This is a genomic window from Faunimonas sp. B44 (assembly GCF_052655945.1).
Genome location: NZ_JBQYEX010000002.1, coordinates 143216 through 165672 on the forward strand (window position 1 = coordinate 143216; position 22457 = coordinate 165672).

Here is a 22457-nt window from a genome sequence, read left to right on the forward strand (position 1 = left end):
CACCTTGCAGGCCATCTGCGCTTTTCCGCGCGTTTCCCGAACACCTTTGCAGGCCTCGGCGACATGCATCGCTACAGAACCCATACTTGCGGCGCGCTTCGCGCCGAGGATGACGGCAAAACGGTCCGGCTGTCGGGCTGGGTCCACCGTGTCCGCGACCACGGCGGTCTCCTCTTCATCGACCTGCGCGATCATTACGGGCTCACCCAGATCGTTGCCGACCCCGATTCGCCGGCCTTCCAGGCGGCGGAGCGCATCCGCGCCGAGTGGTGCCTGCGTGTCGACGGCATCGTGAAGCTGCGCGAGCCCGGGACCGTCAATCACAACCTGCCGACGGGTGCGATTGAGCTCTTCGCGCAGGAGATCGAGGTGCTCTCGGACGCCCCGGAACTGCCGATGCCGGTCTTCGGCGAGCCCGACTACCCCGAGGACACGCGCCTCAAGTACCGCTTCCTCGACCTTCGCCGCGAGACGCTTCACCGCAACATCGTCCGGCGGACCCGGATCATCGCCAAGCTCCGGGACCTGATGAGCGAAGAGGGCTTCGCCGAGTACCAGACGCCGATCCTCACCGCCTCCTCGCCGGAAGGCGCGCGCGACTTCCTGGTGCCTTCGCGGCTCTACCCCGGCAAGTTCTACGCGCTTCCCCAGGCGCCGCAGCAATTCAAGCAGCTGATCATGGTCGCCGGCTTCGACCGCTACTTCCAGATCGCGCCGTGCTTCCGTGACGAGGATCCCCGCGCCGACCGGCTGCCCGGCGAGTTCTACCAGCTCGACATCGAGATGAGCTTCGTCGAGCAGGAGGACGTGTTCGCCGCCATGGAGCCGGTGATCCGCGGCGTTTTCGAGGCCTTCGCCGACGGCCGGCCGGTCACGCAGGCGTTCCCGCGGATCGCCTACCGCGACGCCATCCGCCTCTACGGATCGGACAAGCCGGACCTGCGCAACCCGATCGAGATGGCTGAGGTGACGGAGCACTTCGCAGGCTCCGGCTTCAGGGTCTTCGCCAACATGATCGCGGCCGACGAGAACGTGCAGGTCTGGGCGATCCCGGGGCCCGGCGGCGGCAACCGCGCCTTTTGCGACCGCATGAATGCCTGGGCGCAAGGCGAGGGCCAGCCGGGTCTCGGCTACATCTTCTTCCGCGAGGGAGAGGAGAGCGGCGCCGGCCCGGTCGCAAAGAACCTCGGGCCGGAGCGGACGGACGCCATCCGCCAGCAGCTCGGTCTGCGCGATGGCGACGCCGTCTTCTTCGTCGCGGGCAACCCGGCGGACTTCTACGGCTTCGCCGGCAACGCGCGGCAGAAGGTCGGAGCGGAACTCGGCCTGGTGGACGAGAATCGGTTCGAGCTCGCCTGGATCGTCGACTTCCCGATGTATGAATGGAACGAGGAGGAGAAGAAGGTCGACTTCTCCCATAACCCGTTCTCCATGCCGCAGGGCGGGCTCGAAGCGCTCGACACGCTCGATCCGCTCGCGGTGAAGGCGTTCCAGTATGACATCGTGTGCAACGGCTACGAGATCGGCTCGGGCGCGATCCGGAACCATAGGGCCGAGATCATGAAGCGCGCGTTCGCCATCGCCGGGTACGGCGAGGACGTGCTGGAGGCGAAGTTCGGCGGCATGCTGCGCGCGCTCCAGTTCGGCGCGCCGCCGCATGGTGGCATGGCGGCCGGCGTCGACCGGATCGTCATGCTCCTGTGCGGGACGCGGAATCTCCGGGAGATCACCATGTTCCCGATGAACCAGCAGGCGCAGGATCCGCTGATGGGCGCGCCGACGGAAGCCACGCCGAAGCAGCTCCGCGAGCTGCATCTCAGGGTGAACAAGCCGGCGTAGAGCGCCGGCCGCCGCGCCCGGGCCGACCGCGGCACAGGCCCGCTCTTCCGTCGCCCGCGGGAAGGCTCCGGGCCCGTTCGCCTCGATCCGCTGCGGCGGCAGAGGCTCGTCGCCCGTGCGCGCCCGGGTGAGCCGCCCCGCGGCGGCAGCCCATGCTATGCAGCCGGGGCCGCAGCCTTCAACTCCGCCGGAAACCCGGCCTTTTCCAGCGCGGCGAGAAGCGCCTGCGGGTCAGCCGAACTCGTCACCCGCGCCTCGCGGCTGTCGGGATCAGCCTCGAGCCGGGCGTCCGGGTCGAGCGCCCCCACTGCCTTTCCGACCGCCCGCGCGCACCCGCCGCACACCATGTCCGGGACGTGTAAGCGAAGCATCGACCTCTCCCTGCAACGTGCTTGCAAAGGTACGACATGGGGCTTCCAACAATGGGAAGGTCAAGTGTTCGTAGCGCATGAATCGCCGCTTGACCTTACCATCATTGGAAGCCCCACCTGTATCTCCGGAAGAGAAACCGGAGAGCGATCATGGACACCGATGCCGTGACGAGGGTCGGCACCCCGGCCGCGGCGCAGCAGCGCCTGAGCCTCGCGATCGAGGGCATGACCTGTGCCTCCTGCGTCCTGCGGGTGGAGAAGGCGATCCGGTCGGTCCCGGGCGTTGAACGTGCGGACGTCAACCTCGCGACCGAACGGGCCGATATCGCCTTTGCCGGCGAGCCGGATCCGGTGGCGGTCGCGGAGGCTGTGGAGCGGGTCGGCTACGCCGTCCGGGAGGAGACGACGGAACTCGCGATCGAGGGCATGACCTGCGCCTCCTGCGTGGCGCGCGTGGAGAAGGCGCTGGCAGGGGTTTCCGGCGTGATCGGGGCCAGCGTCAACCTCGCGACCGAGCGTGCCCATGTGCGGCATCTCGCGGGCGTGGCGCCGGCCGACCTGATCGCTGCGGTCGAGCGGTCGGGCTACGGCGCGCGGCTCGCTGCGTCCGCGGCGGCGGGCGACGGGGAGGCCGAGCGCCGCGCGTCGGAGATGCGGGCCCTGCGCCGGGCGCTGTTCGTGGCTGCGCTCTTCACCGTTCCGGTGATCGTGCTCGAGATGGGCTCGCATTTCATCCCGTCGGTTCGGGACTTCGTGATGGCCGCGATCGGGCACCGCGAAAGCTGGTACATTCAGTTCGTGCTCACCAGCATCGTGCTGTTCGGGCCGGGCCTGCGCTTCTTCGCGAAGGGGCTGCCGGCGCTCGCGCGCGCCGCGCCCGACATGAACGCGCTCGTCGCGATCGGAACCGGCGCGGCCTGGGCCTATTCCGTCGTCGCCACCTTCGCACCCGGTCTGCTGCCGGCCGGCACCGCGAACGTCTACTACGAGGCGGCGGCCGTGATCGTCACCCTGATCCTGCTCGGCCGCTATCTGGAGGCACGCGCCAAGGGGCGCACTGGCGAGGCGATCAGGCGGCTGATGGGCCTGCAGGCGAAGACCGCCCGGATCATCCGGGAAGGCGAGGCGGTGGATGTCCCGCTCGCCGAGGTGCGGGTCGGCGACGTCGTGCTCGTCCGGCCGGGCGAGAAGGTGGCGGTGGACGGCGAGGTGATCGAGGGGTCGAGCTTCGTCGACGAATCGATGATCACCGGGGAACCGGTGCCGGTGGCCAAGGCCCCGGGCGGGCAGGTCGTCGGCGGCACGATCAACAAGACCGGCGCATTTTCCTTTCGCGCAGAACGGGTTGGCGCGGACACGGTGCTCGCGCAGATCGTGCGGATGGTGGAGGCGGCGCAGGGGGCGAAGCTGCCGATCCAGGCGCTCGTCGACCGGGTGACCGCGGTCTTCGTGCCGGTGGTGATGGGGATAGCTGCGCTGACCTTCGCGGTGTGGCTCGTGCTCGGCCCAGGGAATCCGCTGGGTTTGGCGCTGGTCAATGCGGTGGCGGTGTTGATAATTGCGTGTCCGTGCGCGATGGGGCTGGCCACGCCGACCTCCATCATGGTCGGTACGGGACGGGCCGCGGAGATGGGCGTCCTGTTCCGGAAAGGCGAGGCGCTTCAGGCACTTCGCGGGGTCGGGGTGGTCGCGCTCGACAAAACCGGGACGCTCACCGAGGGACGGCCCGAACTGACCGACGCCGTAGTCGCCCGCGGACTCGACGTCGACGCCGTCATCGCGCTGGTCGCCGCCGTCGAGGCGCGATCCGAGCACCCGATCGCAGAGGCCATCGTGGCGGCCGCGAAGCGCCGCGGCCTGACGCCGGGCGCGGCCGAAGCGTTCGAGGCGGAGCCCGGCTTCGGCATCTCGGCGCGCGTCGACGGCCACGCGGTCAGCGTCGGCGCGGACCGGCTGATGACGAAGCTCGGCCTCGACGTCGCCGTCTTCGCGGAGACCGCCGCGCGGCTCGCGGACGAGGGCAAGAGCCCGCTCTATGCCGCGATCGACGGCCGGCTCGCCGCGATCCTCGCCGTCGCCGACCCGGTCAAGCCGACGACGCCCGAGGCGATCGCGGCGCTCCACCGGCTCGGGCTGAAGGTGGCGATGATCACCGGCGACAACCGCCGCACGGCCGAGGCGATCGCGCGCCGGCTCGGCATCGACGAGGTGGTGGCCGAGGTCCTTCCCGCGGGCAAGGTGGAGGCGCTGAAGCGGCTCCGCGAAGGCGGGCGGCGGATCGCCTTCGTCGGCGACGGCATCAACGACGCGCCGGCGCTCGCGGAGGCCGATGTCGGGATCGCGATCGGAACCGGCACGGACATCGCGATCGAATCGGCCGACGTGGTGCTGATGTCGGGTGACCTGCGCGGCGTGCCGAACGCGATCGCGCTCAGCCAGGCGACGATCCGGAACATCAAGCAGAACCTGTTCTGGGCCTTCGCCTACAATGCCGCTCTGATCCCGGTTGCGGCCGGCGTGCTCTATCCGCTTTCCGGCGTGCTCCTGTCGCCGATCCTCGCCGCCGGGGCGATGGCGTTCTCGAGCGTCTTCGTGCTCGGCAACGCGCTGCGCCTGCGCGGCTTCCGCCCGCCGATGGCGGCGGAGGCGCGTGCGCCCGAGCCGCCCGTGCGTGCGGCGCTCGCCCCGGCGCAGTGAAGCGCACGAGCAGCGCAACCCGCAGCGAAACCGACCGAGCGAGGAAGGCCATGATGAACATCGGCGAAGCGGCGAAGGCGTCGGGCGTCTCCGCCAAGATGATCCGCTACTACGAGGCGACCGGGCTCATCCCGAAGGCGGTGCGCTCGGAGGCGGGCTACCGCCATTACGGCGAGAACGAGGTGCACACGCTGCGCTTCATCCGCCGCGCGCGCGACCTCGGCTTCTCGGTCGAGCAGATCGGGGCGCTGCTGGCGCTCTGGCACGACAAGGGGCGGTCGAGCGCGGAGGTGAAGGCGATCGCGCAAGGCCACGTCGCGGCACTCCAGAGCAAGATCGAGGAACTCGCGGCGATGCAGCGGACGCTGAACCATCTCGTGTCCTGCTGCGCGGGCGACGACCGCCCCGAATGCCCCATCATCGACGACCTGGCGGCGCCGCGGGGGCCTGCCGCCGGCGCGAATCCCAACCGGCGCGACGGCGCTCACTCTCGCGGGGAGCCTCGCGCCTGACCCGAGCCCGTCCAATCCGGAGGAGCCGACCATGAGCCACCACGGTCATCCTGCAGGCAATCATCACGAGCATGGGCCGGGTCATGGGCCGGACACGCGGGAAACGGCCCGTCCGTCGCCGCAGGTGGGGCACGGCGCCGACGGCGGACAGCACGATCACGCCGCCATGGTCGGCGAGTTCAGGCGGCGTTTCTGGGTCTCGCTGGCGCTCACGCCGCCGATCCTCGTGCTCTCGCCGATGGTCCAGCACGTTCTCGGCTTCGAACTGGACTTCGCCGGCCGCGGCGCGCTGGTCATGCTCCTGTCGTCCGTCGTCTACTTCTATGGCGGCTGGCCCTTCCTGACGGGGTTCGCGAGCGAGCTTCGAAAGCGGCAGCCCGGCATGATGACGCTCATCGCGCTCGCGATCAGCGTGGCCTACGTCTATTCGGTCGCCGTCACCGTCGGACTCACCGCCGGGACCGAGTTCTTTTGGGAGCTCGCGACCCTCATCGTCATCATGCTCCTCGGGCACTGGCTCGAGATGCGATCCGTCCTCGGCGCCTCGCGCGCGCTGGAGGAACTCGTCCGGCTGCTGCCCGACACGGCCATCCTCGTCGAGCCGTCCGGGGCGACGCGCGAAGTGCCGGTCAGCGCCCTGAAGCCGGGCGACCGCACCCTCATCCGCCCCGGCGCGAAGATCCCGGTGGACGGCAAGGTCGTGGACGGGGAAACGAGCGTCAACGAGGCGATGCTGACCGGCGAGTCCCGGCCGGTGCCGAAGGCGCCCGGAGACCGCGCAATCGGCGGATCGATCAACGGTGCGGGCGCCGTCACGATCGAGGTGACCGCAACGGGCAATGCGACCTATCTCGCCCAGGTCATCGAGCTCGTCCGCCAAGCGCAGGCGACCCGCTCCCGCACGCAGGACCTCGCCAACCGCGCCGCGGCGTGGCTCACCTACATCGCCCTGACGGTCGGCATCGGGACGCTCGCGGTGTGGCTCGCCCTCGGAGAGAGCTTCGCCTTCGCCATGGAGCGCATGGTGACGGTCATGGTCATCAGCTGTCCGCACGCCCTCGGGCTGGCGGTCCCGCTCGTGGTCGCGGTCAGCACCTCGATCAGCGCGCGGAACGGTCTCCTGATCCGCGACCGGGCCGCCTTCGAGCGCGCGCGGCTCCTGAAGGCGGTCGTATTCGACAAGACGGGCACGCTCACGGAAGGGCGGTTCGGCGTGACCGACATCGTGCCGCTCGGCGCCGCCGACGAGACCGAGATCCTGAGGCTCGCCGCTGCGGCGGAGGCGCAGTCCGAACACCCGATCGCGCAAGGGATCATCGAGGAGGCGCGCCGTCGAGAGATCGCGGTGGCGCGCGTGTCGAGCTTCCGCAACCTGACCGGAGAGGGCATCGTCGCAGAGCTTGACGGCGAGGAACTGCGGATCGTCAGCCCAGGCCATCTCGACCGTGCCGGCACGGCCATCGCGAACGAGGAGATCGCCCGGCTGCAGCACCAGGGCAAGACGGTCGTGTTCCTGCTGCGAGCCGGCGCGCCGCTCGCCGCGCTGGCGCTCGCCGACGTCGTGCGACCGGAATCGCGGCAGGCCGTCGCGGACCTGAAGGCGCTCGGGATCCGGTCCATCATGCTGACCGGCGATTCCCGCCCGGTGGCCGCGGCCGTGTCGGCCGAGCTCGGAATCGACCAGTTCTTCGCGGAAGTCCTGCCCGACCAGAAGGCCTCGAAGGTCCGGCAGATCCGGGAGGGCGGGGAGGCGGTCGCGATGGTCGGCGACGGCGTCAACGACGCTCCCGCGCTCGTCGAGGCCGATCTCGGCATTGCGATCGGAGCCGGGACGGACGTCGCGGTGGAATCCGCCGACGTCGTGCTGGTCCGGAGCGACCCGCGGGACATTCCCGCGATCCTCGGGCTGTCGCGCGCGACCTATCGAAAGATGGTGCAGAACCTGATCTGGGCGACCGGCTACAATGCCGTCGCGATCCCCATGGCGGCAGGCATCACGTTCGGGACGGGCTTCCTGATGACGCCGGCGGTCGGAGCGATCTTCATGTCGCTCAGCACGATCATCGTCGCGATCAATGCCCAGCTGCTCAGATTCCGGGGCGCGCGTTGAGCGGCGGCATCCCAAGGCTTGCGCGATCTCCTTTGCGCCGCGTCAATGAACGTGATGCGTCAAAGGGTTAAACGGGGCTGATTGCAGCCGGCCCAGATTTCGGGAGGAGGAGTTCCGACATGCCCAGAAGTCTTCTCACGCGCCGCAGCGTGATTGCGGGGATCGCCGCCCTGCCGGCGCTCTGGACGCCCGCATGGGCACGGGCGTTCGCGCGGCCGCTCGTGACGGTGCACAAGGATCCCTCCTGCGGCTGCTGCGGCGCCTGGGCGGAGCACATCGAGGCTGCCGGGTTCCCGGTGTCGATCGTGGAGACCGGCGAGCTCGACGCCGTGAAGCGCCGGCTCGGCGTTCCCGCGGAGCTCGAGTCCTGCCACACGGCCGAGGTGGATGGCTACGTCGTCGAGGGCCACGTGCCGGCGGCGGCGATCGAGCGGCTCCTCGCCCTCGCGCCCGCGGCGACAGGCCTCGCCGTGCCGGGCATGCCCGGCGGGTCGCCGGGCATGGACTATCCTGGCGTGACGCCGGAAGCCTACGAGGTCGTGCTCTTCGGCCCGTCCGGCCGGAAGACCTTCGCCCGCTTCCGGGGCGCGCACGCGCTCTGAGGGCCTTTCGGCGCGCCCCGCGCAGCGCCCTCCCTGATCGCCGGATGCGCTGCGCCTTCCACTGTCGTCCTGCCTGGGTGGACCATCCAGGGGGCGCCGGGTGCGGCGGAGGGGCCGTGGCTGGATCGCCGGATCAAGTCCGGCGATGACGATAGAGATTGGGGCGGGGGCGGTGCTCCGCCCTTTGGTCGGGATGACGACAGAGAATGGGGCGGGGGCTCTGCTCCGCATGCGTGTCCGTCGACCATGATCGGGAGTGGGGCTGCCCCTGGCGCGCCTCTGCCACTGTCGTCCTGCCCGGGCTTGACCCGGGCATCCAGCGGGCGCCGGCTGCGACGAGGGGCTGTTGCTGGATCGCCGGATCAAGTCCGGCGATGACGACAGAGAATGGGGCGTGGCGGTGCTCCGCCCTTGGGCCGGCGATGACGACAGAGAATGGGGAGAGGTGGTGCTCCGCCCTCGGCCGGGGATGACGGCAGGAGTGGGGCGGTGCGCCCAACGCACACTCTGTCGTCCTGCCCGGGCTCGACCCGGGCATCCAGCGGGCGTCGGCTGCGGCTAGGGGCCGTTGCTGGATCGCCGGATCAAGTCCGGCGATGACGACAGAGGATGGGGAGAGGCGGTGCTCCGCCCTCTGGCCGGCGATGACGACAATGGGTGGGGCGGGGGCGGGACTCCGCCGCCGGTCCGGCAGGGCGCTTTCGCAGGCTTGCTGAACGCGGCGGTCCGGGTATATTACTGGAAATAGGTGAGGTGTCCCGTGGGGAATTCACAGAAGCGCGCTGTCCAGAACTATCGATCCCGTCTTGGCGAGCGCGGCCTGGCGCGTTTCGAAGTGCTGGGTCGGGCGTCCGATCGCGATCTCGTCCGGTCGCTCGCCCGGCGACTGGCCGAGGACACGCCGGAGGCCTCGGAACTCCGCGCCGCCGTGAGCAAGTCGATCGGGGGCGAGCCACCCAAGCCCGGCGGAATCCTCGCTGCATTGCGACGTTCGCCGCTGGTAGGCGCCGAACTCGATCTTTCGCGGCCCCGCGAGGAGCCCCGCAGGGTGGACCTTTGACGCGCTACCTCCTCGATACCAACATCATCAGCAATGTCATCAAGTCTCATCCGTCTGAATCGCTCCTGGAATGGATGTCGAGACAGGGTGACGAGGATCTGTTCATCGCCTCGCTGACGGTCGCGGAGATCAGTCGCGGGATTCTCGAGAAACCGAGCGGCAAGAAGCGCGAGGCACTCGAGGAGTGGTTCTCCGGACCGGAAGGGCCGCAGGCGCTCTTCACCGGACGCATCCTGTCTTTCGACGACAGAGCCGCGCTGATCTGGGCGCGGCTGATGGCAGAGGGAAAGGCGGCCGGAGGGCCGCGCAGCGGCATGGACATGATCATCGCCGCTGTTGCCGGTGCGAACGAGTGCGTGCTGGTGACGGACAACGAAAGGGACTTTGCCGGCCTCCAGGTGCTCAATCCGATCCGCGGCGCCGTCTGAGGCGTTGGCGGGACAGACTCGTCGATGACAACCGGCGGTGGGACCCACGGCGGAGGGGTGGGCGGTGCGCCCGACGCACATTCTGTCGTCCTGCCCGGGCTCGACCCGGGCATCCAGCGGACGGCGGCTGCGGCGGAGGGGCCGTTGCTGGATCGCCGGATCTAGTCCGGCGATGACGACAGAGAATGGGGCGGGTCGCCGGTGCGCTCCGCCGGCGCCGGGACAAGCGGAGGCGCCGCGCCCCCCTCCCGAAAGCGGCTGCGCCGCTTTCGACCTCCCCGCAAGGGGGAGGTTGGGGGTTGTGCCGGGTCGCGATCGTTGGGCCACATTCAGCCTCTGATCGGGCAGGGCATCTGCTGCCCGGCACGATCCGTAACCTCCCCCTTGCGGGGAGGTCGAAATTCCGAAGCCGGAGGCGCGCGGAATTTCGGGAGGGGGGCTGGGCAGTGCTGCGCGACCGGCGCCCGATGCTCGGCGCTGCCCGCACCGTCGCTCGGCGCCTCCCCGTCACCCTGTCGTCATCCCCGGGCTCGACCCGGGCATCCAGTGCGGCCGTGCCGCGGGGGTGGCGCTCGTGGATCGCCGGATCAAGTCCGGCGATGACGACAGGGAGTGGGGCGGGGGGCGGTGCTCCGCCGCTGGTCCGGCAATGACGACAGAGAAGGGGGCGGGGGCGGTGCAATCCGCTCGGCGCAGTGGCTTGATGCGTCGGCGGGTCGAGGGTGCCTGCGCGGGCGCGAAATTGTCCGGGCGGAGCGGCCCCGTTGCAGGTTAGATGATCGCCAGAGAGATCAACGAAGGGGGAGGGGCATGGAGGACGAGCGGCAGAGCCTGCGCGGGCAGGTCGCGCTGATCACGGGGGCGGCGCGGCGGATCGGGCGGGCGACGGCGCTCGCGCTGGCGCGCTCCGGCGCTGCGATCGTGCTGAATGCCCGCAGTTCCGCGGCCGAGCTCGAGACGGTCGCCGATGAGGTGCGGGCGCTCGGCGTCGAGGCGATGACCCATCTCGCCGACGTGACCGACGAGGCGGCGGTGAAGGCCATGTTCGAGGCCGTCGACGCGCGCTTCGGCCGTCTCGACATCCTGGTGAACAACGCCGCCAACCGGCGCGAGGCGCCGATGACGGAAATGAGCTTCGCGGAATGGCGCGAGATCACCGGCATCATCCTCGACGGCGCGTTCCTCTGCACGCGGAGCGCGCTGCCGCTCATGATCCGCGCCGGCGGCGGCGTGGTCATCAACATCGGCGGCATGACCGGGCATACCGGCGCCTACAACCGCGTCCATGTCTGCGCCGCCAAGGCCGGGCTGACGGGCCTCACCAAGGCGGTGGCGGTGGAGTACGCGAAAGCCGGCATCACCGCCAATTGCGTGGTGCCGGGCAAGATCGGCGGCGAGCGCGCCAAGACCGCCGGCGCGGGCGGCGCCGTGCCCGGGACCGGGCATCCGATCGTCGGTCGCGAGGGGCGGCCCGAGGAGGTGGCGGAGATGGTGCGCACGCTGTGCGTGCCGACCGGCCGCTTCATCACCGGCCAGACCATCCACATCAGCGGCGGGATGTACTTTCCCTGAAGCGGACCGGCCCCGGAGCGGCGCGGGCAGGACGAGGGAGACGGCGCCGCTCGTGAAGAACGTCCGGCCCGTCCGGGACCGGAGGAGAAGCAGCATGGATCGTTTCGAGGGCGGTTGCCTGTGCGGCAAGGTCAGGATCGCGGCGGCGGGACGGCCGTACCGGGTCGGCCTCTGCCACTGCCTCGACTGCCGCAAGCATCACGGGGCGCTCTTTCACGCCTCCGCGATCTTCCCGCAGGAGGCGGTGACGATCGCGGGCGAGACGCGCGCCTATCGCGGGCGGACCTTCTGCCCCGACTGCGGCTCGTCGGTCTTCAACCGAAGCGGCGACGAGATCGAAGTGAACCTCGGAACGCTCGACGCCCCCGACCAGCTGACGCCGACCTACGAGAGCTGGACGATCCGCCGGGAATCCTGGCTGCCGCCGTTCCCGCTCACGAGGCGGTACGAGCGCGACCGCGACGCCACGAGCCGCTTCGAGGACTAGGCCCGCGCGTCGTCAGGCCGGGGCGGGCGGAGGCTAAAGCGGATCGGCCTGCAGGAGCGGGCGGAGCATGCGGACGTCGGGGCAATCGTCGAGCGCCCACACCGCCTCCACGAGCCGGGCGGCGGCTCCAGCGCCGACGACGGGCCCCGCGAGGTCGACCGCCTTGGCGGCGACGTGGCTGCGCGCCATCGGGTTGTCGGGCGTGCCGTGGACGGCGCGGGTGCGGTGGGAGAGGACGCGGCCGTCCGCGAGCTCGAGCGTGACGATCGCCTGGCGCCCCGGCCTGGCGCGGGTGAGCTCGGCGCTCGGGCGCAGCTCCGTGCGCGCGCGGAGCGCCAGCACGGCCGGATCCTTCATGCGCGCGTAATCGTGCGCCATCGCGAAGCCGAGCCCGCGGTCGAGGAGCGCGACGGCGGCGAGGTGCTGGACGCAGATGTCGGGCATGGCGCGGTCGCTGACGAGCGGCGCGCGGTCGTCGGGGAGCTCGAGGACGATCCGGGCGACGTCGTCGGTTGCGAAATCGTGCGCCTCGTGGAGCGCCATGATGCCGTCGAGGACGGCCTGGATCGGCGAGCCGACGCACCATTTCTTGATCGCGGCCTGCATGAGGCCCTGGCTCGTGCCGAGATCCGCGACGAGCGCTTCCGGCCGCGGCTCGTCGGCGAAGGCGGTGAAGAAGTTGTGGCGCCCGGTGAAGGGGTCGCGCACGCCCGTGAAGCCGGCGGCGACGAGGCCGGCGGCGGTGACGCCGTTCCGCGCCCCCATGCCGCCGAAATCGAACGCCTTCTCGACGTGCTCCTCGTCGCGCTGCCAGAAGCGGACGCCTGAGGCCTGCTGGATGGCGTAGGCGAGGGCGGAGCGGACCTCGTCCGGGCCGAAGCGGCAGAGCGCGATCGCCGCGGCGGCTGCGCCGAAATTGGCGCCGAGGCAGTGCGAGCTGTGGCTGCCCGATTCGGGCGTGGCGTAACCGAGCGCGAGCGAGAAGCGCGCGCCCATGTCGTAGCCGCACGCGACCGCCCGGAGGAGATCCGCGCCGCCCATGCCGCGGCTCTCGGCCATCGCCAGCGCGGCCGGGACGACGGCGCAGCCGGGATGGAAGCGGCCGGGAAGGTGGCTGTCATCGGTCTCGTCGGCATGCGCCATGATGCCGTTGGCGAGCGCGGCGTTGACCGGATCGGCGAGCGTGCGGGCGCCGACCAGCGTGCAGGCCGGGCGCCCGCCCTGGGCTTCGGCGTAGCGGATGGCGAGGCGGCCCGGCTTCAGCCGGGAGCCGGAGATCATGGCGGCGAGCGTGTCGAGCACGTGGTGTTTGGCCTTCTCCACCACCTCCTCGGGCAGCGCGCGGTCGAGCACGGAGGAGAGGTGCGCCGCCAGCGTTTCGGCGATTTGCGCCCCGGCCGCCCGGGCCGCCCCGTCCGTGTCCGCTGTATCCGACGGCATGCGCTCCTCCCTTGTCGCCCTGTCGTATCGTGTTACTCTCCCCGCGATCTGCGACGAAGACAAAGATGCGCAGACGGGAGGAAGCAACGTGAGCCTATTCTCGAGAGCCCCGCTGAGGGCGGGTTTCGCCGTGGCGGCGCTGGTGCTTTGCGCGACCGCCGCATCGGCGCAGGAGAAGTACCCGGTCGGCACCGTCACCCTCGTTACCCATTCGAGCCCGGGCGGCGGGACCGACGTCTATCTGCGCGAGATGGCGCCGCACCTGCAGAAGGTGCTCGGCGCCAACGTCGTGGTGGAGAACGTGCGCGGCGGCAGCGGCGCCAAGGCGATGGCCCATGTCGCGCAGGCCAAGGCGGACGGCTCCATGTTCTACGGGACGACGCCGAGCTTCATCAACACGTCGCTGCTCAGCAAGCCGCAGTTCACCTATGCGGATCTCGAGCCGGTCGTGAACATCTTCATGGATCCGCAGGTCGTCTACACGACGACGAAGAGCGACTTCACGACCCTCACCGAGCTCGTCGAGGCGGCCAAGGCGAAACCGGGCCAGGTCGCGATCGGGGTCAGCACGCCGGCCTCGCTCGACCGCCAGGTGATGGAGCAGCTGAAGAAGATCACCGGCATCGAGGTGAACATCGCCACCCATGACGGCGGCGGCGACCTCCTCATCAACGTGCTGAACGGCACGCTCGCGGCCGGCATCGGCGAGGTGCAGGAGCTGCGCGGCCAGATCGAGGCGGGCGAGATCCGGCTGATCGCCACCTATACCGAGGAGCGGCTGGAGAACTACCCGGACGTGCCGACGGCGCGCGAGCAGGGCATCGACCTGGTCGTCAACAAGTTCCGCGGCATCGCCGGGCCGAAGGGCCTGCCGGAGGACGTCCTGCAGGCCTGGGCGCAGGCGATCCCCGCCGTGCTCGAGGTGCCGGAGTTCAAGAAGTGGTACGAGGCGGCGGGCCTCATCCCCACCGTCATGGACCATCAGGAATACGCGAAGTTCATGACCGACTTCGTGGAGGACCAGAAGAAGTTCTTCGCGGATTACGGCGTCACGTCGGACTGATCCGGCGGACGCGATGACGCGCGACTTCTATGTCGGGCTGGTGGTGCTCGCCGGCGCAGTCTCCTACTGGCTCGCGGCGGCGAAGATCCCGATCAGCTTCCTCGACGGCGCGGTGACGGCCTCGACCATGCCGCAGACGCTCGCAATCGTGCTCGGCGGCCTGGCGCTGCTGCTGATGGGGCAGAGCGTGGCGGCGCGGGTGCGGAGCGGCGCTGCCGCCGCCGCGGCGGAGGGCGAGGAGGCGCCGACGCTGCGGCAGCACGGCCGCGCCATCGGCATGCTGGCGATCGGGATCGCCTATCTCGTGCTGCTGCCGGCGATCGGCTATCTCGCCGCGATCACGCTGCTCCTGATCGTCGTCGCCTTCTACAACGGCCGCCGCCGCGCAGGCCCGCTCATCGCCTTCGGGGTCCTCGGCGGCGCCTTCTACTACGCGCTCTTCACCTTTGTGCTGCGGGTGCCGATGCCGAGCGGCCTGTGGCCCGGGCTGATCGGATGACGCCAATCCCACGCCGGCGCCGGCGGGCGCGTCACGGCGAAAGCGCCCGCCGATGAACGGCTGGGAGCACGCCTGGGCGGCGCTGACCGGCACGGCCGCCATCCCCGCCGCCTTCGCCGGCGTGGCGTGGGGCATGCTCGGCGGCGCGCTGCCCGGCATCTCGCCCTCGATCGCGATGGCGCTGCTCCTGCCGTTCACCTACGGCATGGACCCGATCACCGCCGTCGTGCTGCTCGGCGCGACCTATGTCGGCGCGGAGTACGGCGGCTCGATCCCGGCCATCCTCATCCGCACGCCCGGCACCAATTCGGCCGCCGCCACCGTGCTCGACGGCTACGCGATGCACCGGCAGGGCCGGGGCGGGGAGGCGCTCGGCCTGTCGCTGATGTCCGGCGTGATCGGCGGGTTGGCCGGCCTGCTCCTCCTCATCGTGCTGACCGGGCCGCTCGCCCGCGTGGCCCTCCTTTTCACGCCGGCGGCCTATTTCGCGCTCGGCATCCTCGGCATCAGCGTCATCGCGTCGCTGTCCTCCGGCTCGGTCGTAAAGGGGCTGATGGCGGGCGTGGCCGGGCTGATGATCGCAACCGTCGGCACCGACCCGCTCTCGGGCGTGAACCGCTTCACCTTCGGCCGGCCCGAGCTCCTCGGCGGCATCGAGTTCATCCTCGTCATGGTCGGCGTGTTCGCCATGACGGAGCTCTTCACGCAGGCCGGGCTGCCGGAATGGGAGAAGACGCGGGCGCGCGACACGCACATCAAGCTGCCGAACTGGGCCATGCTGAAGCGCATCAAGGTCGCGCTCGGGATCGGCGTCGGCATCGGCACCTTCGAAGGCGTGATGCCGGGGGCGGGCGGGACGATCGCCTCCTTCATGTCGTACAACGAGGCGCGGCGCTGGTCGAAGCATCCGGAGGAGTTCGGCAAGGGCTCGCCGGAGGGGATCGCGGCGCCGGAGGCGGCGAACAACGTCGTCGCCGGGACGGCGCTCGTCCCCACGCTCGCCTTCGGCATCCCGGGATCGAACTCCACGGCGATCCTGCTCGGGGCGCTGATGATCCACGGCATGGAGCCGGGGCCGCTCCTCCTCGCCAAGAGCCCGGACGTCGTCTACGGCCTGTTCGGCGGGCTGCTGGTCGCGAACGTCGCGCAGCTCCTGATCGGCATCCTCATCATGACGCCGGCGATCTGGCTGGTGAACCGGCCGAAGCCGTATCTGCTCGCGGCGATCTACGCGCTCGTCTTCTCCGGCATCTACACGATCGACCACAGCCTGTTCGACCTCGGCGTGGTGCTCGCCGCCGGCGTGCTCGGCTACCTGATGCGCTGGTTCGGCTTCCCCTTCCTGCCGCTCGTGCTGGGCCTCGTGCTCGGCTACATGATCGAGGCGAACTACCGGCGCGCGCTGGTGATCGTGAACGGCGACCACTGGGTGTTCCTGCGCGATCCGGTGAGCGCGCTCCTGCTCGGCCTCGCTTTGGTGTTCATCGTGGGGTCGGCGCTGCGGGGCTGGCGGAGCGCCCGGCGGGCGCGCGCGGCCGAGGCATCGCAGGCATGATCGAGCACGAGGTCCGGGTGATTCGGCCGGGCGAGCGCATCCCGCGGGAGCGCGAGCTCGCGTGGCGGCTGGCGGAGATCGCCACGGACGGCGCTCCGCTCGATCCGCGCGCGATGGCCGTCGCCATCGACCGCGTCATCGACAATGCGGGCGTGGCGATCGCGGCGATCAACCGTGCGCCGGCGGTGTCGGCGCGCGCCCAGGCGCTCGCCTTTCCCGATCCGGGCGGCGCGACGATCCTCGGGCTTCCGCCGGAACAGCGGTTCCAGGCGGCGTGGGCGGCCTGGGCGAACGGCGCCGCGGTCAGGGAGCTCGATTTCCACGACAGCTTCTTCGCGCAGGAATCGGGCCATCCGGGCGACACCATTCCGCCGCTCATCGCGGTCGCGCAGCACTGCCGGCTCGGCGGCGACGACCTCCTGAGGGGCATCGTCACCGCCTACGAGGTGCAGATCGACCTCGCCAAGGGCATCAATCTCAGCCTCGAGAAGATCGACCACGTCGGCCATCTCGGGCCCGCCGTGGCGGCTGGGCTCTCCGCCATGCTGCGGCTGGAGACGGAGGCCGCCTACCAGGCGATCCAGCTCGCGGCCCATCTCTCCTACGCGCCGCGGCAGTCGCGGAAGGGGGAGATCTCGAGCTGGAAGGCGCACGCGCCGGGCCATGTCGGGAATGTCGCCATCGAGGCGGTCGACCGGGCGATGCGCGGCGAGACCAGCCCCTCGCCGATCTACGAGGGCGATTACGGGCTCATCGCGGCGATGCTGAAGGGCGACGACGCCGTCTACAGCGTGCCGCTGCCGGAGCTGGGCGAGCCGAAGCGCGGCATCCTGGAGACGTTCACCAAGGAGCATTCGGCCGGCTATCACGGCCAGGCGGTGATCGACCTTGCGCTGAAGATGCGTCCGCTCCTGCCCGATCCGGGCGTGGTCGAGGAGATCGTGCTCCATACCAAGAAGTTCACGCATCTGGTGATGGGCACGGGCGCCAACGACCCGGAGAAGATGGACCCGAATTCGAGCCGCGAGACGCTCGACCACAGCGCCATGTTCATGTTCGCCGTCGCGCTGGAGGACGGCGCCTGGCACCACGAGGCGAGCTACGCGCCCGAACGCGTGTCGCGCAGCGAGACGGTTGCGCTCTGGCGGAAGATCCGGACGGCCGAATCGGACGAGTGGAACGACCGCTTCTACGGCCGCGAGGGGCTGGAGAAGGATCACGGCGCGCGCGCCGTGGTTCGGCTCCGCGACGGCCGCACCGTCGAGGAGGAGATCGCCGTCGCACGTGCCCATCCGCGCGGCGAGCGACCGTTCGGCCGTGCCGAGTACGTGCAGAAGTTCACGAGCCTCGCCGAGCCTTTCGTGAGCGCAGGCGAGCGTGCGCGCTTCCTGGCCGAGGCCGAGGGGCTCGCGGGGCGAGGACCGGGCGAGCTCGGCGGCCTGACGGTCGCGGTCGACCGGGTCCCGCTCGTCCGAGGCAGACGCAAGGGCATATTCGATTACCGTTCCGAGGAGCCGAGATGAACGCCCCGATCAAGACCACCCGCTTCGCCGCCGAGGCCTTTTCGGACTGGGCGCGCGGGCTCACGGCCGATGCCGTCCCGACCCGCGCGCGCGAGGTGGCGAAGCTGGCGCTGATCGACCATGTCGGGCTCGCGGTATCGGCGCGGCGCGAACCCTACGTGGAGGCGATCCTTGCCTCCTGGGACGCGGAAGGGCCGTGCACCGCCTTCGGGCACGGCCGCGGCTTCGACGCCGCCGGCGCGGCGCTCGTGAACGGCGTCGCCTCGCACGGCGAGGATTACGACGACACCTTCGAGGGCAATCCGGTCCACACGAGCACGGTCGTCATTCCGGCCGTGCTTGCCGTCTGCGAACGCTACGGCCGGTCCGGCGCCGATGCGCTCGCCGGGATCGTGGCGGGCGGGGAGTTCATCTGCCGGATGGCGCTCGTGGCGCCGACGGCGGTTCATCGCGCCGGCTTCCACCCGACCGCGGTGATCGGCGCGCTCGGCGCGGCAGTCGGCACCGGCGTCGCGCTCGGGCTGAACGCGCGTCAGCTCACGGACGCGCTCGGCGTCGCCGGCAGCATGGCGTCCGGCATCATCGAGTATCTCGCCGAGGGCACCTGGACGAAGCGCCTTCACCCGGGCTGGGCCGCGCAGGCCGGCATCCGCGCCGCGCTCCTCGGCAAGCACGGCTTCCTCGCGCCCCGCTCCGTCATCGAGGGCGAGCACGGCTTCTTCTTCGCCTTCGCCGCGCCGGGGATCGAGCGCCGGTACGGCGAGCTGACGGACGGGCTCGGCGAGCGGTTCCACATGGAGAGCATCGCCTTCAAGCCCTATGCCTGCGGGACCATGACCCAGCCCTTCATCGACTGCGCGATCCGCCTGGCGGAGGGCGGCGTGCGCGCGGAGGACGTGGAGGACGTGCTGTGCCGGGTGGGCGAGGGCACCGTGCACCGGCTCTGGGAGCCGCTCGCGGAGAAGAGGCGGCCGTCGACGCCCTATTCGGCGAAGTTCAGCGTGCCCTATTGCGTGGCGGTCGGGCTCGTCGACCGCGCCGCCGGCCTCGGCCAGTTCACCGAGGCGCGGATCGCCGATCCGGCGCTCCTCGCGTTGACGGGGAAGGTCCGCTACGAGATCGACCCGGACGACGAGTATCCGCGGAACTACAGCGGCGACGTGACGGTCCGGCTGCGCGACGGCAGCGAGCGGAGGGTCCGCCAGCCGCACATGCGCGGCGGCGCGCGCGAGCCGCTCAGCGAGGCGGAGATCCTGTCGAAGTTCGACGCGAACCTCGCCTTCGGCGGTCTCGCCGAAGCGGGCGCGGAGCTGCGCGCGCTGTGCGAGCGGCTCTTCGAGATGGACGACCTGTCCGCGCTCGGCCGGATCAGGGCGCGATTCGGCTAGGGCCGCGCCGCCGCGCTCACTCCGAGTCGGCGAGCGCCATGTCGTAGCGGTCGAGGATATCCCGGAGCTCGGCCCGGAAGCCCGGCGCGATGTCGGGGCGGGCGAGGGCATAGGCGACGTTGGCGGCGAGGAAGCCGACCTTGGCACCGCAATCATAGGTCTTGCCGTCGAAGCGCACGCCGGTGAACCGCTGCGTCTCCATCAGCCTGAGCATGGCGTCGGTGACCTGGATCTCGCCGCCCGCGCCGGTCTCGTGGCGCGAGAGAATGTCGAAGATCTCCGGCTGCAGGATGTAGCGGCCCGAAATGATGAGGTTGGAGGGGGCGTCGGCGGGCTTCGGCTTCTCCACCATGCCGGTGATGCGGAAGCCGGTCTCGTCCTCCTCGCCCTTGGCGACGATGCCATAGCTGCCGACCTGGTCGTGGGGGACCTCCTCGACGGCGATCACGTTGCCGCCGTGCCGCTCGTAGGCGCGCAGCATCTGGGAGAGGCAGCCGGTCGGCGCCTGCATCAGCATGTCCGGCAGGAGCAAGGCGAAGGGCTCGCGGCCGACGATGTCGCGCGCGCACCAGACGGCGTGGCCGAGGCCGAGCGGCGACTGCTGGCGGGTGAAGCTGGTCGTGCCAGGCTCGGGAAGGTCGCGGTGGAGGAGCTCGAGCTCCTTCGTCTTGCCGCGCTCGCCCAGCGTCATCTCGAGTTCGACCTGGATGTCGAAATGGTCCGCGATGACCGACTTGTTCCGGCCGGTGACAAACACGAAGTGCTCGATGCCGGCCTCGCGCGCCTCGTCGACCGCGTACTGGATGATCGGCCGGTCGACGACGGTCAGCATCTCCTTCGGCATCGCCTTGGTCGCCGGCAGGAAGCGCGTCCCGAGGCCGGCCACCGGAAAGACAGCTTTACGAATTCGGTTTACCACGCTTAAGCCTTTCCATTCGGTCGCTAGAATTGCTCGATTACTGTAGCGTCAGGCGATCCGTCCATAGGCGCCCGGCCGAGGTGAGCGGTAGAATGAGCGTGCTGGTTACAGGCGGCGGCGGCTATATCGGCAGCCACATGGTGTGGGAACTGGTCGAGCGCGGCGAACGCGTGATCGTGCTCGACGACCTTTCCACCGGGTTCGACTGGGCCGTTGCGCCCGCCGCCGAACTGATCATCGGCGATGTCGGCGACCGGGTGCTGCTCGACCGCATCTTCAAGACCCGCGCCGTCGATGCCGTCTTCCATTTCGCCGGCTCCGTGGTGGTGCCCGACTCCGTCGCCGATCCCCTCGGCTACTACCTGAACAACACCGTCAAGTCGCGCGAATTGCTGGCCGCCGCCGTGTCTCATCGGGTGCACAGCTTCGTGTTCTCCTCGACGGCGGCAGTGTACGGCATTCCCGCCTCGGTGCCGGTGTTCGAAACCGCACCGCTCGACCCGCTTTCCCCCTACGGCGCATCGAAGATGATGACCGAGCGGATGCTTGCCGACGCCGCCGCCGCATCCGACCTGCGCTATGTTGCGCTGCGCTATTTCAACGTCGCCGGCGCCGACCCGCTGCAGCGCACGGGGCAGGCGACGCGCGGCGCCACGCACCTGATGAAGGTGGCGATCGAGGCCGCCACCGGCCAGCGCGACAGCGTGGCGGTGTTCGGCACGGACTACGACACGAGCGACGGCACGGGCGTCCGCGACTTCATCCACGTCACCGACCTCGTGAAGGCGCACGGCGCGGCGCTCGACCATCTGAGGGGCGGCGGCGAGAGCATGGTCCTCAATTGCGGCTACGGCCGCGGCTACACGGTGCTGGAGGTGCTGGATGCCGTGCAGCGGATCGCGGGCACCTCGCTCGACATCCGCCTCCGCGGGCGGCGGGCCGGCGACATCCCCGCCATGGTGGCGGGTGCCGACCGGATTCGGAGCGAACTCGGCTGGACGCCGCAGTTCGACGACCTCGACACCATCGTCGGGCACGCGCTCGCCTGGGAACGGCTGCTGATGCGGCGCCTCGCCGCGTGAGCCGAACGCTTTGTTAACCATGCCGCCGCCAAGTCTTGCGTGGAAGGATCCTCCGACCACGAGAGCGGGCGCGCCATGGCTTCAATCCGTCACATCGGCCTTCTTGCGGCCGCACTGCTGATCCTGGCTGTCGCCATGACGGCACGGGCACAGGCCGATGAGGGCTTCCGGCGCTGGGTCTCCGAGTTCCGTGCTGTGGCGCAGGCGGAAGGGATCGCGCCCGCGGTGTTCGACGCGGCCTTCGCAGACGTCGTGCCCGATCCGGAGGTGCTCGAGAAGGCGCGCCACCAGCCGGAGTTCGTCAAGCCGATCTGGGACTATCTCGCCCATGCCGCCTCCGACATGCGCGTCCGGAACGGACGGGAGATGCTCGAGCGCCATCGCGACGTCCTCGGCGCGATCGAGGCGGAATACGCGGTCGACCGCCACGTCCTCGTCGCCATCTGGGGGATCGAATCGTCCTACGGCGAGGCGCTTTCCAATCCGCGGATCGTGAAGCCGATCATCCGCTCGCTCGCCACGCTGGCGCATGGCGATCCGCGCCGCGCACAGTTCGCCAGGAACCAGCTCATCGCCGCGCTGACGATCCTGCAGCGGGGCGACGTTTCCGCCGCCGAGCTGACCGGCTCGTGGGCGGGCGCCATGGGGCACACGCAGTTCATCCCGACGACATTCGAGGACCACGCCGTGGACTTCGACGGCGACGGGGCGCGGAACGTGTGGCACTCGCCGGCCGACGCGCTCGCCTCGGCCGCCAACTACCTCAAGGCATCGGGCTGGGTGAGCGGCCGGCCCTGGGGGCAGGAGGCGATCTTGCCGGAGGATTTCGACTTCCACCTCGCCGACCAGAGCACGGAGCGCAGCATCGCGGAATGGCGCCGCCACGGCGTGCGGCATGCGGACGAGGGGGCTGCGCCCCGGCCGGAAGAGACGGCGATCCTCGTCCTGCCGGTCGGCGCGAAGGGCCCGGCCTTCCTGATGTTGCGGAACCACTACGTCATCAGGCGTTATAACAAAGCGCTCGCCTATGCGCTGGCGGTCGGCCATCTCGCCGACCGCCTGGGCGGCGGCGGGCCCTTCGTTCAGTCCTGGCCGGTGACGGAATTGCCCCTCGCCGGGACGGATCGGGAGGAATTGCAGAAACTGCTGGCCGAGGCGGGCTATTATGACGGTCCGATCGACGGTCTGATCGGACCCCGCTCAATCGCCGCAATTCGGGCGTACCAAAGCGAGGCCGGCCTGACGCCGGACGGACATGCAGGGGCGGTTTTGCTGGAGGCGCTGCGCGGAAGCTAGGTGGCGCCAGCGGA

At 70.2% G+C, this 22457-nt stretch carries 19 protein-coding genes; 16 read left to right on the forward strand and 3 right to left on the reverse strand.

Annotated elements, in window-relative coordinates; translation table 11 throughout:
- Nucleotides 1-63: 63 nt before the first annotated feature.
- Nucleotides 64-1839 (forward strand): aspartate--tRNA ligase, encoded by a 1776-nt coding sequence (aspS, locus tag ACUN0C_RS03875; protein ID WP_445465010.1) that lies wholly within the window; start codon nt 64-66, stop codon nt 1837-1839.
- 155 nt (nt 1840-1994) lie between these two features.
- On the opposite strand, the gene ACUN0C_RS03880 is transcribed toward aspS, so the two are convergent.
- Nucleotides 1995-2210 (reverse strand): heavy-metal-associated domain-containing protein, encoded by a 216-nt coding sequence (locus ACUN0C_RS03880; protein WP_445465011.1) that lies wholly within the window; start codon nt 2208-2210, stop codon nt 1995-1997.
- A gap of 225 nt (nt 2211-2435) precedes the next feature.
- On the opposite strand from ACUN0C_RS03880, the gene ACUN0C_RS03885 reads away from it, so the two are divergent.
- From ACUN0C_RS03885 to ACUN0C_RS03920, 8 genes are all read left to right on the forward strand, one after another.
- Nucleotides 2436-4907 (forward strand): heavy metal translocating P-type ATPase, encoded by a 2472-nt coding sequence (locus ACUN0C_RS03885; RefSeq protein WP_445465429.1) that lies wholly within the window; start codon nt 2436-2438, stop codon nt 4905-4907.
- Between the two features lie 53 nt (nt 4908-4960).
- Nucleotides 4961-5419, forward strand: coding sequence for a Cu(I)-responsive transcriptional regulator (gene cueR, locus ACUN0C_RS03890; protein WP_445465012.1), 459 nt, complete (start codon nt 4961-4963; stop codon nt 5417-5419).
- A 31-nt stretch (nt 5420-5450) separates the two neighbouring features.
- The gene (locus ACUN0C_RS03895; RefSeq protein ID WP_445465013.1) at nt 5451-7529 is read left to right on the forward strand and encodes a heavy metal translocating P-type ATPase; all 2079 of its coding nucleotides are present in this window, start codon (nt 5451-5453) and stop codon (nt 7527-7529) included.
- Nucleotides 7530-7648: 119 nt separating this feature from the next.
- Nucleotides 7649-8131, forward strand: coding sequence for a DUF411 domain-containing protein (locus ACUN0C_RS03900; protein ID WP_445465014.1), 483 nt, complete (start codon nt 7649-7651; stop codon nt 8129-8131).
- Between the two features lie 760 nt (nt 8132-8891).
- Nucleotides 8892-9191 (forward strand): hypothetical protein, encoded by a 300-nt coding sequence (locus ACUN0C_RS03905; RefSeq protein ID WP_445465015.1) that lies wholly within the window; start codon nt 8892-8894, stop codon nt 9189-9191.
- Nucleotides 9188-9619 carry a type II toxin-antitoxin system VapC family toxin gene (locus ACUN0C_RS03910; RefSeq protein ID WP_445465016.1) on the forward strand — a complete coding sequence of 144 codons (432 nt, stop codon included), beginning with the start codon at nt 9188-9190 and terminating at the stop codon, nt 9617-9619. The genes ACUN0C_RS03905 and ACUN0C_RS03910 overlap by 4 nt, the downstream gene beginning before the upstream one ends.
- 810 nt (nt 9620-10429) lie before the next feature.
- A complete protein-coding gene (locus ACUN0C_RS03915) occupies nt 10430-11191 on the forward strand; it encodes an SDR family NAD(P)-dependent oxidoreductase (RefSeq protein WP_445465017.1) in 762 nt (253 codons plus the stop codon).
- A 94-nt stretch (nt 11192-11285) separates the two neighbouring features.
- The gene (locus ACUN0C_RS03920; RefSeq protein ID WP_445465018.1) at nt 11286-11678 is read left to right on the forward strand and encodes a GFA family protein; all 393 of its coding nucleotides are present in this window, start codon (nt 11286-11288) and stop codon (nt 11676-11678) included.
- 33 nt (nt 11679-11711) lie between these two features.
- On the opposite strand, the gene ACUN0C_RS03925 is transcribed toward ACUN0C_RS03920, so the two are convergent.
- Nucleotides 11712-13118: an MmgE/PrpD family protein gene (locus ACUN0C_RS03925; RefSeq protein ID WP_445465019.1), complete on the reverse strand. Its 1407-nt coding sequence runs from the start codon at nt 13116-13118 to the stop codon at nt 11712-11714.
- 88 nt (nt 13119-13206) lie between these two features.
- On the opposite strand from ACUN0C_RS03925, the gene ACUN0C_RS03930 reads away from it, so the two are divergent.
- The 5 genes from ACUN0C_RS03930 to ACUN0C_RS03950 are packed head-to-tail and all read left to right on the forward strand — an operon-like array spanning nt 13207 to nt 19146.
- Nucleotides 13207-14181, forward strand: a complete 975-nt coding sequence (locus ACUN0C_RS03930; RefSeq protein ID WP_445465020.1) for a Bug family tripartite tricarboxylate transporter substrate binding protein — start codon at nt 13207-13209, stop codon at nt 14179-14181.
- Nucleotides 14182-14194: 13 nt separating this feature from the next.
- Complete coding sequence (locus ACUN0C_RS03935; protein WP_445465021.1) at nt 14195-14680, forward strand: tripartite tricarboxylate transporter TctB family protein; 486 nt, start codon at nt 14195-14197, stop codon at nt 14678-14680.
- Between the two features lie 52 nt (nt 14681-14732).
- Nucleotides 14733-16235 (forward strand): tripartite tricarboxylate transporter permease, encoded by a 1503-nt coding sequence (locus ACUN0C_RS03940; RefSeq protein WP_445465022.1) that lies wholly within the window; start codon nt 14733-14735, stop codon nt 16233-16235.
- On the forward strand, nt 16232-17758 hold the full coding sequence (locus tag ACUN0C_RS03945) for an MmgE/PrpD family protein (protein WP_445465023.1): 1527 nt from the start codon (nt 16232-16234) through the stop codon (nt 17756-17758). Before ACUN0C_RS03940 ends, ACUN0C_RS03945 begins: the two co-directional genes overlap by 4 nt.
- On the forward strand, nt 17755-19146 hold the full coding sequence (locus ACUN0C_RS03950) for an MmgE/PrpD family protein (RefSeq protein ID WP_445465024.1): 1392 nt from the start codon (nt 17755-17757) through the stop codon (nt 19144-19146). Before ACUN0C_RS03945 ends, ACUN0C_RS03950 begins: the two co-directional genes overlap by 4 nt.
- 16 nt (nt 19147-19162) lie before the next feature.
- On the opposite strand, the gene galU is transcribed toward ACUN0C_RS03950, so the two are convergent.
- Nucleotides 19163-20065, reverse strand: coding sequence for a UTP--glucose-1-phosphate uridylyltransferase GalU (gene galU, locus ACUN0C_RS03955; RefSeq protein ID WP_445465025.1), 903 nt, complete (start codon nt 20063-20065; stop codon nt 19163-19165).
- A gap of 92 nt (nt 20066-20157) precedes the next feature.
- Between galU and galE the strand changes: the two genes are divergently transcribed.
- Nucleotides 20158-21147, forward strand: coding sequence for a UDP-glucose 4-epimerase GalE (gene galE / locus ACUN0C_RS03960; RefSeq protein WP_445465026.1), 990 nt, complete (start codon nt 20158-20160; stop codon nt 21145-21147).
- Between the two features lie 75 nt (nt 21148-21222).
- On the forward strand, nt 21223-22443 hold the full coding sequence (locus ACUN0C_RS03965) for a lytic murein transglycosylase (RefSeq protein ID WP_445465027.1): 1221 nt from the start codon (nt 21223-21225) through the stop codon (nt 22441-22443).
- Nucleotides 22444-22457: the final 14 nt, after the last annotated feature.

Bases quoted from the DNA above. Each gene is read 5' to 3' on its own strand.
- aspS (WP_445465010.1), top strand. From the start codon at position 64: ATGCATCGCTACAGAACCCATACTTGCGGCGCGCTTCGCGCCGAGGAT.
- ACUN0C_RS03880 (WP_445465011.1), bottom strand. From the start codon at position 2,210: ATGCTTCGCTTACACGTCCCGGACATGGTGTGCGGCGGGTGCGCGCGG.
- ACUN0C_RS03885 (WP_445465429.1), top strand. From the start codon at position 2,436: ATGACCTGTGCCTCCTGCGTCCTGCGGGTGGAGAAGGCGATCCGGTCG.
- cueR (WP_445465012.1), top strand. From the start codon at position 4,961: ATGAACATCGGCGAAGCGGCGAAGGCGTCGGGCGTCTCCGCCAAGATG.
- ACUN0C_RS03895 (WP_445465013.1), top strand. From the start codon at position 5,451: ATGAGCCACCACGGTCATCCTGCAGGCAATCATCACGAGCATGGGCCG.
- ACUN0C_RS03900 (WP_445465014.1), top strand. From the start codon at position 7,649: ATGCCCAGAAGTCTTCTCACGCGCCGCAGCGTGATTGCGGGGATCGCC.
- ACUN0C_RS03915 (WP_445465017.1), top strand. From the start codon at position 10,430: ATGGAGGACGAGCGGCAGAGCCTGCGCGGGCAGGTCGCGCTGATCACG.
- ACUN0C_RS03920 (WP_445465018.1), top strand. From the start codon at position 11,286: ATGGATCGTTTCGAGGGCGGTTGCCTGTGCGGCAAGGTCAGGATCGCG.
- ACUN0C_RS03925 (WP_445465019.1), bottom strand. From the start codon at position 13,118: ATGCCGTCGGATACAGCGGACACGGACGGGGCGGCCCGGGCGGCCGGG.
- ACUN0C_RS03935 (WP_445465021.1), top strand. From the start codon at position 14,195: ATGACGCGCGACTTCTATGTCGGGCTGGTGGTGCTCGCCGGCGCAGTC.
- ACUN0C_RS03940 (WP_445465022.1), top strand. From the start codon at position 14,733: ATGAACGGCTGGGAGCACGCCTGGGCGGCGCTGACCGGCACGGCCGCC.
- ACUN0C_RS03945 (WP_445465023.1), top strand. From the start codon at position 16,232: ATGATCGAGCACGAGGTCCGGGTGATTCGGCCGGGCGAGCGCATCCCG.
- ACUN0C_RS03950 (WP_445465024.1), top strand. From the start codon at position 17,755: ATGAACGCCCCGATCAAGACCACCCGCTTCGCCGCCGAGGCCTTTTCG.
- galE (WP_445465026.1), top strand. From the start codon at position 20,158: ATGAGCGTGCTGGTTACAGGCGGCGGCGGCTATATCGGCAGCCACATG.
- ACUN0C_RS03965 (WP_445465027.1), top strand. From the start codon at position 21,223: ATGGCTTCAATCCGTCACATCGGCCTTCTTGCGGCCGCACTGCTGATC.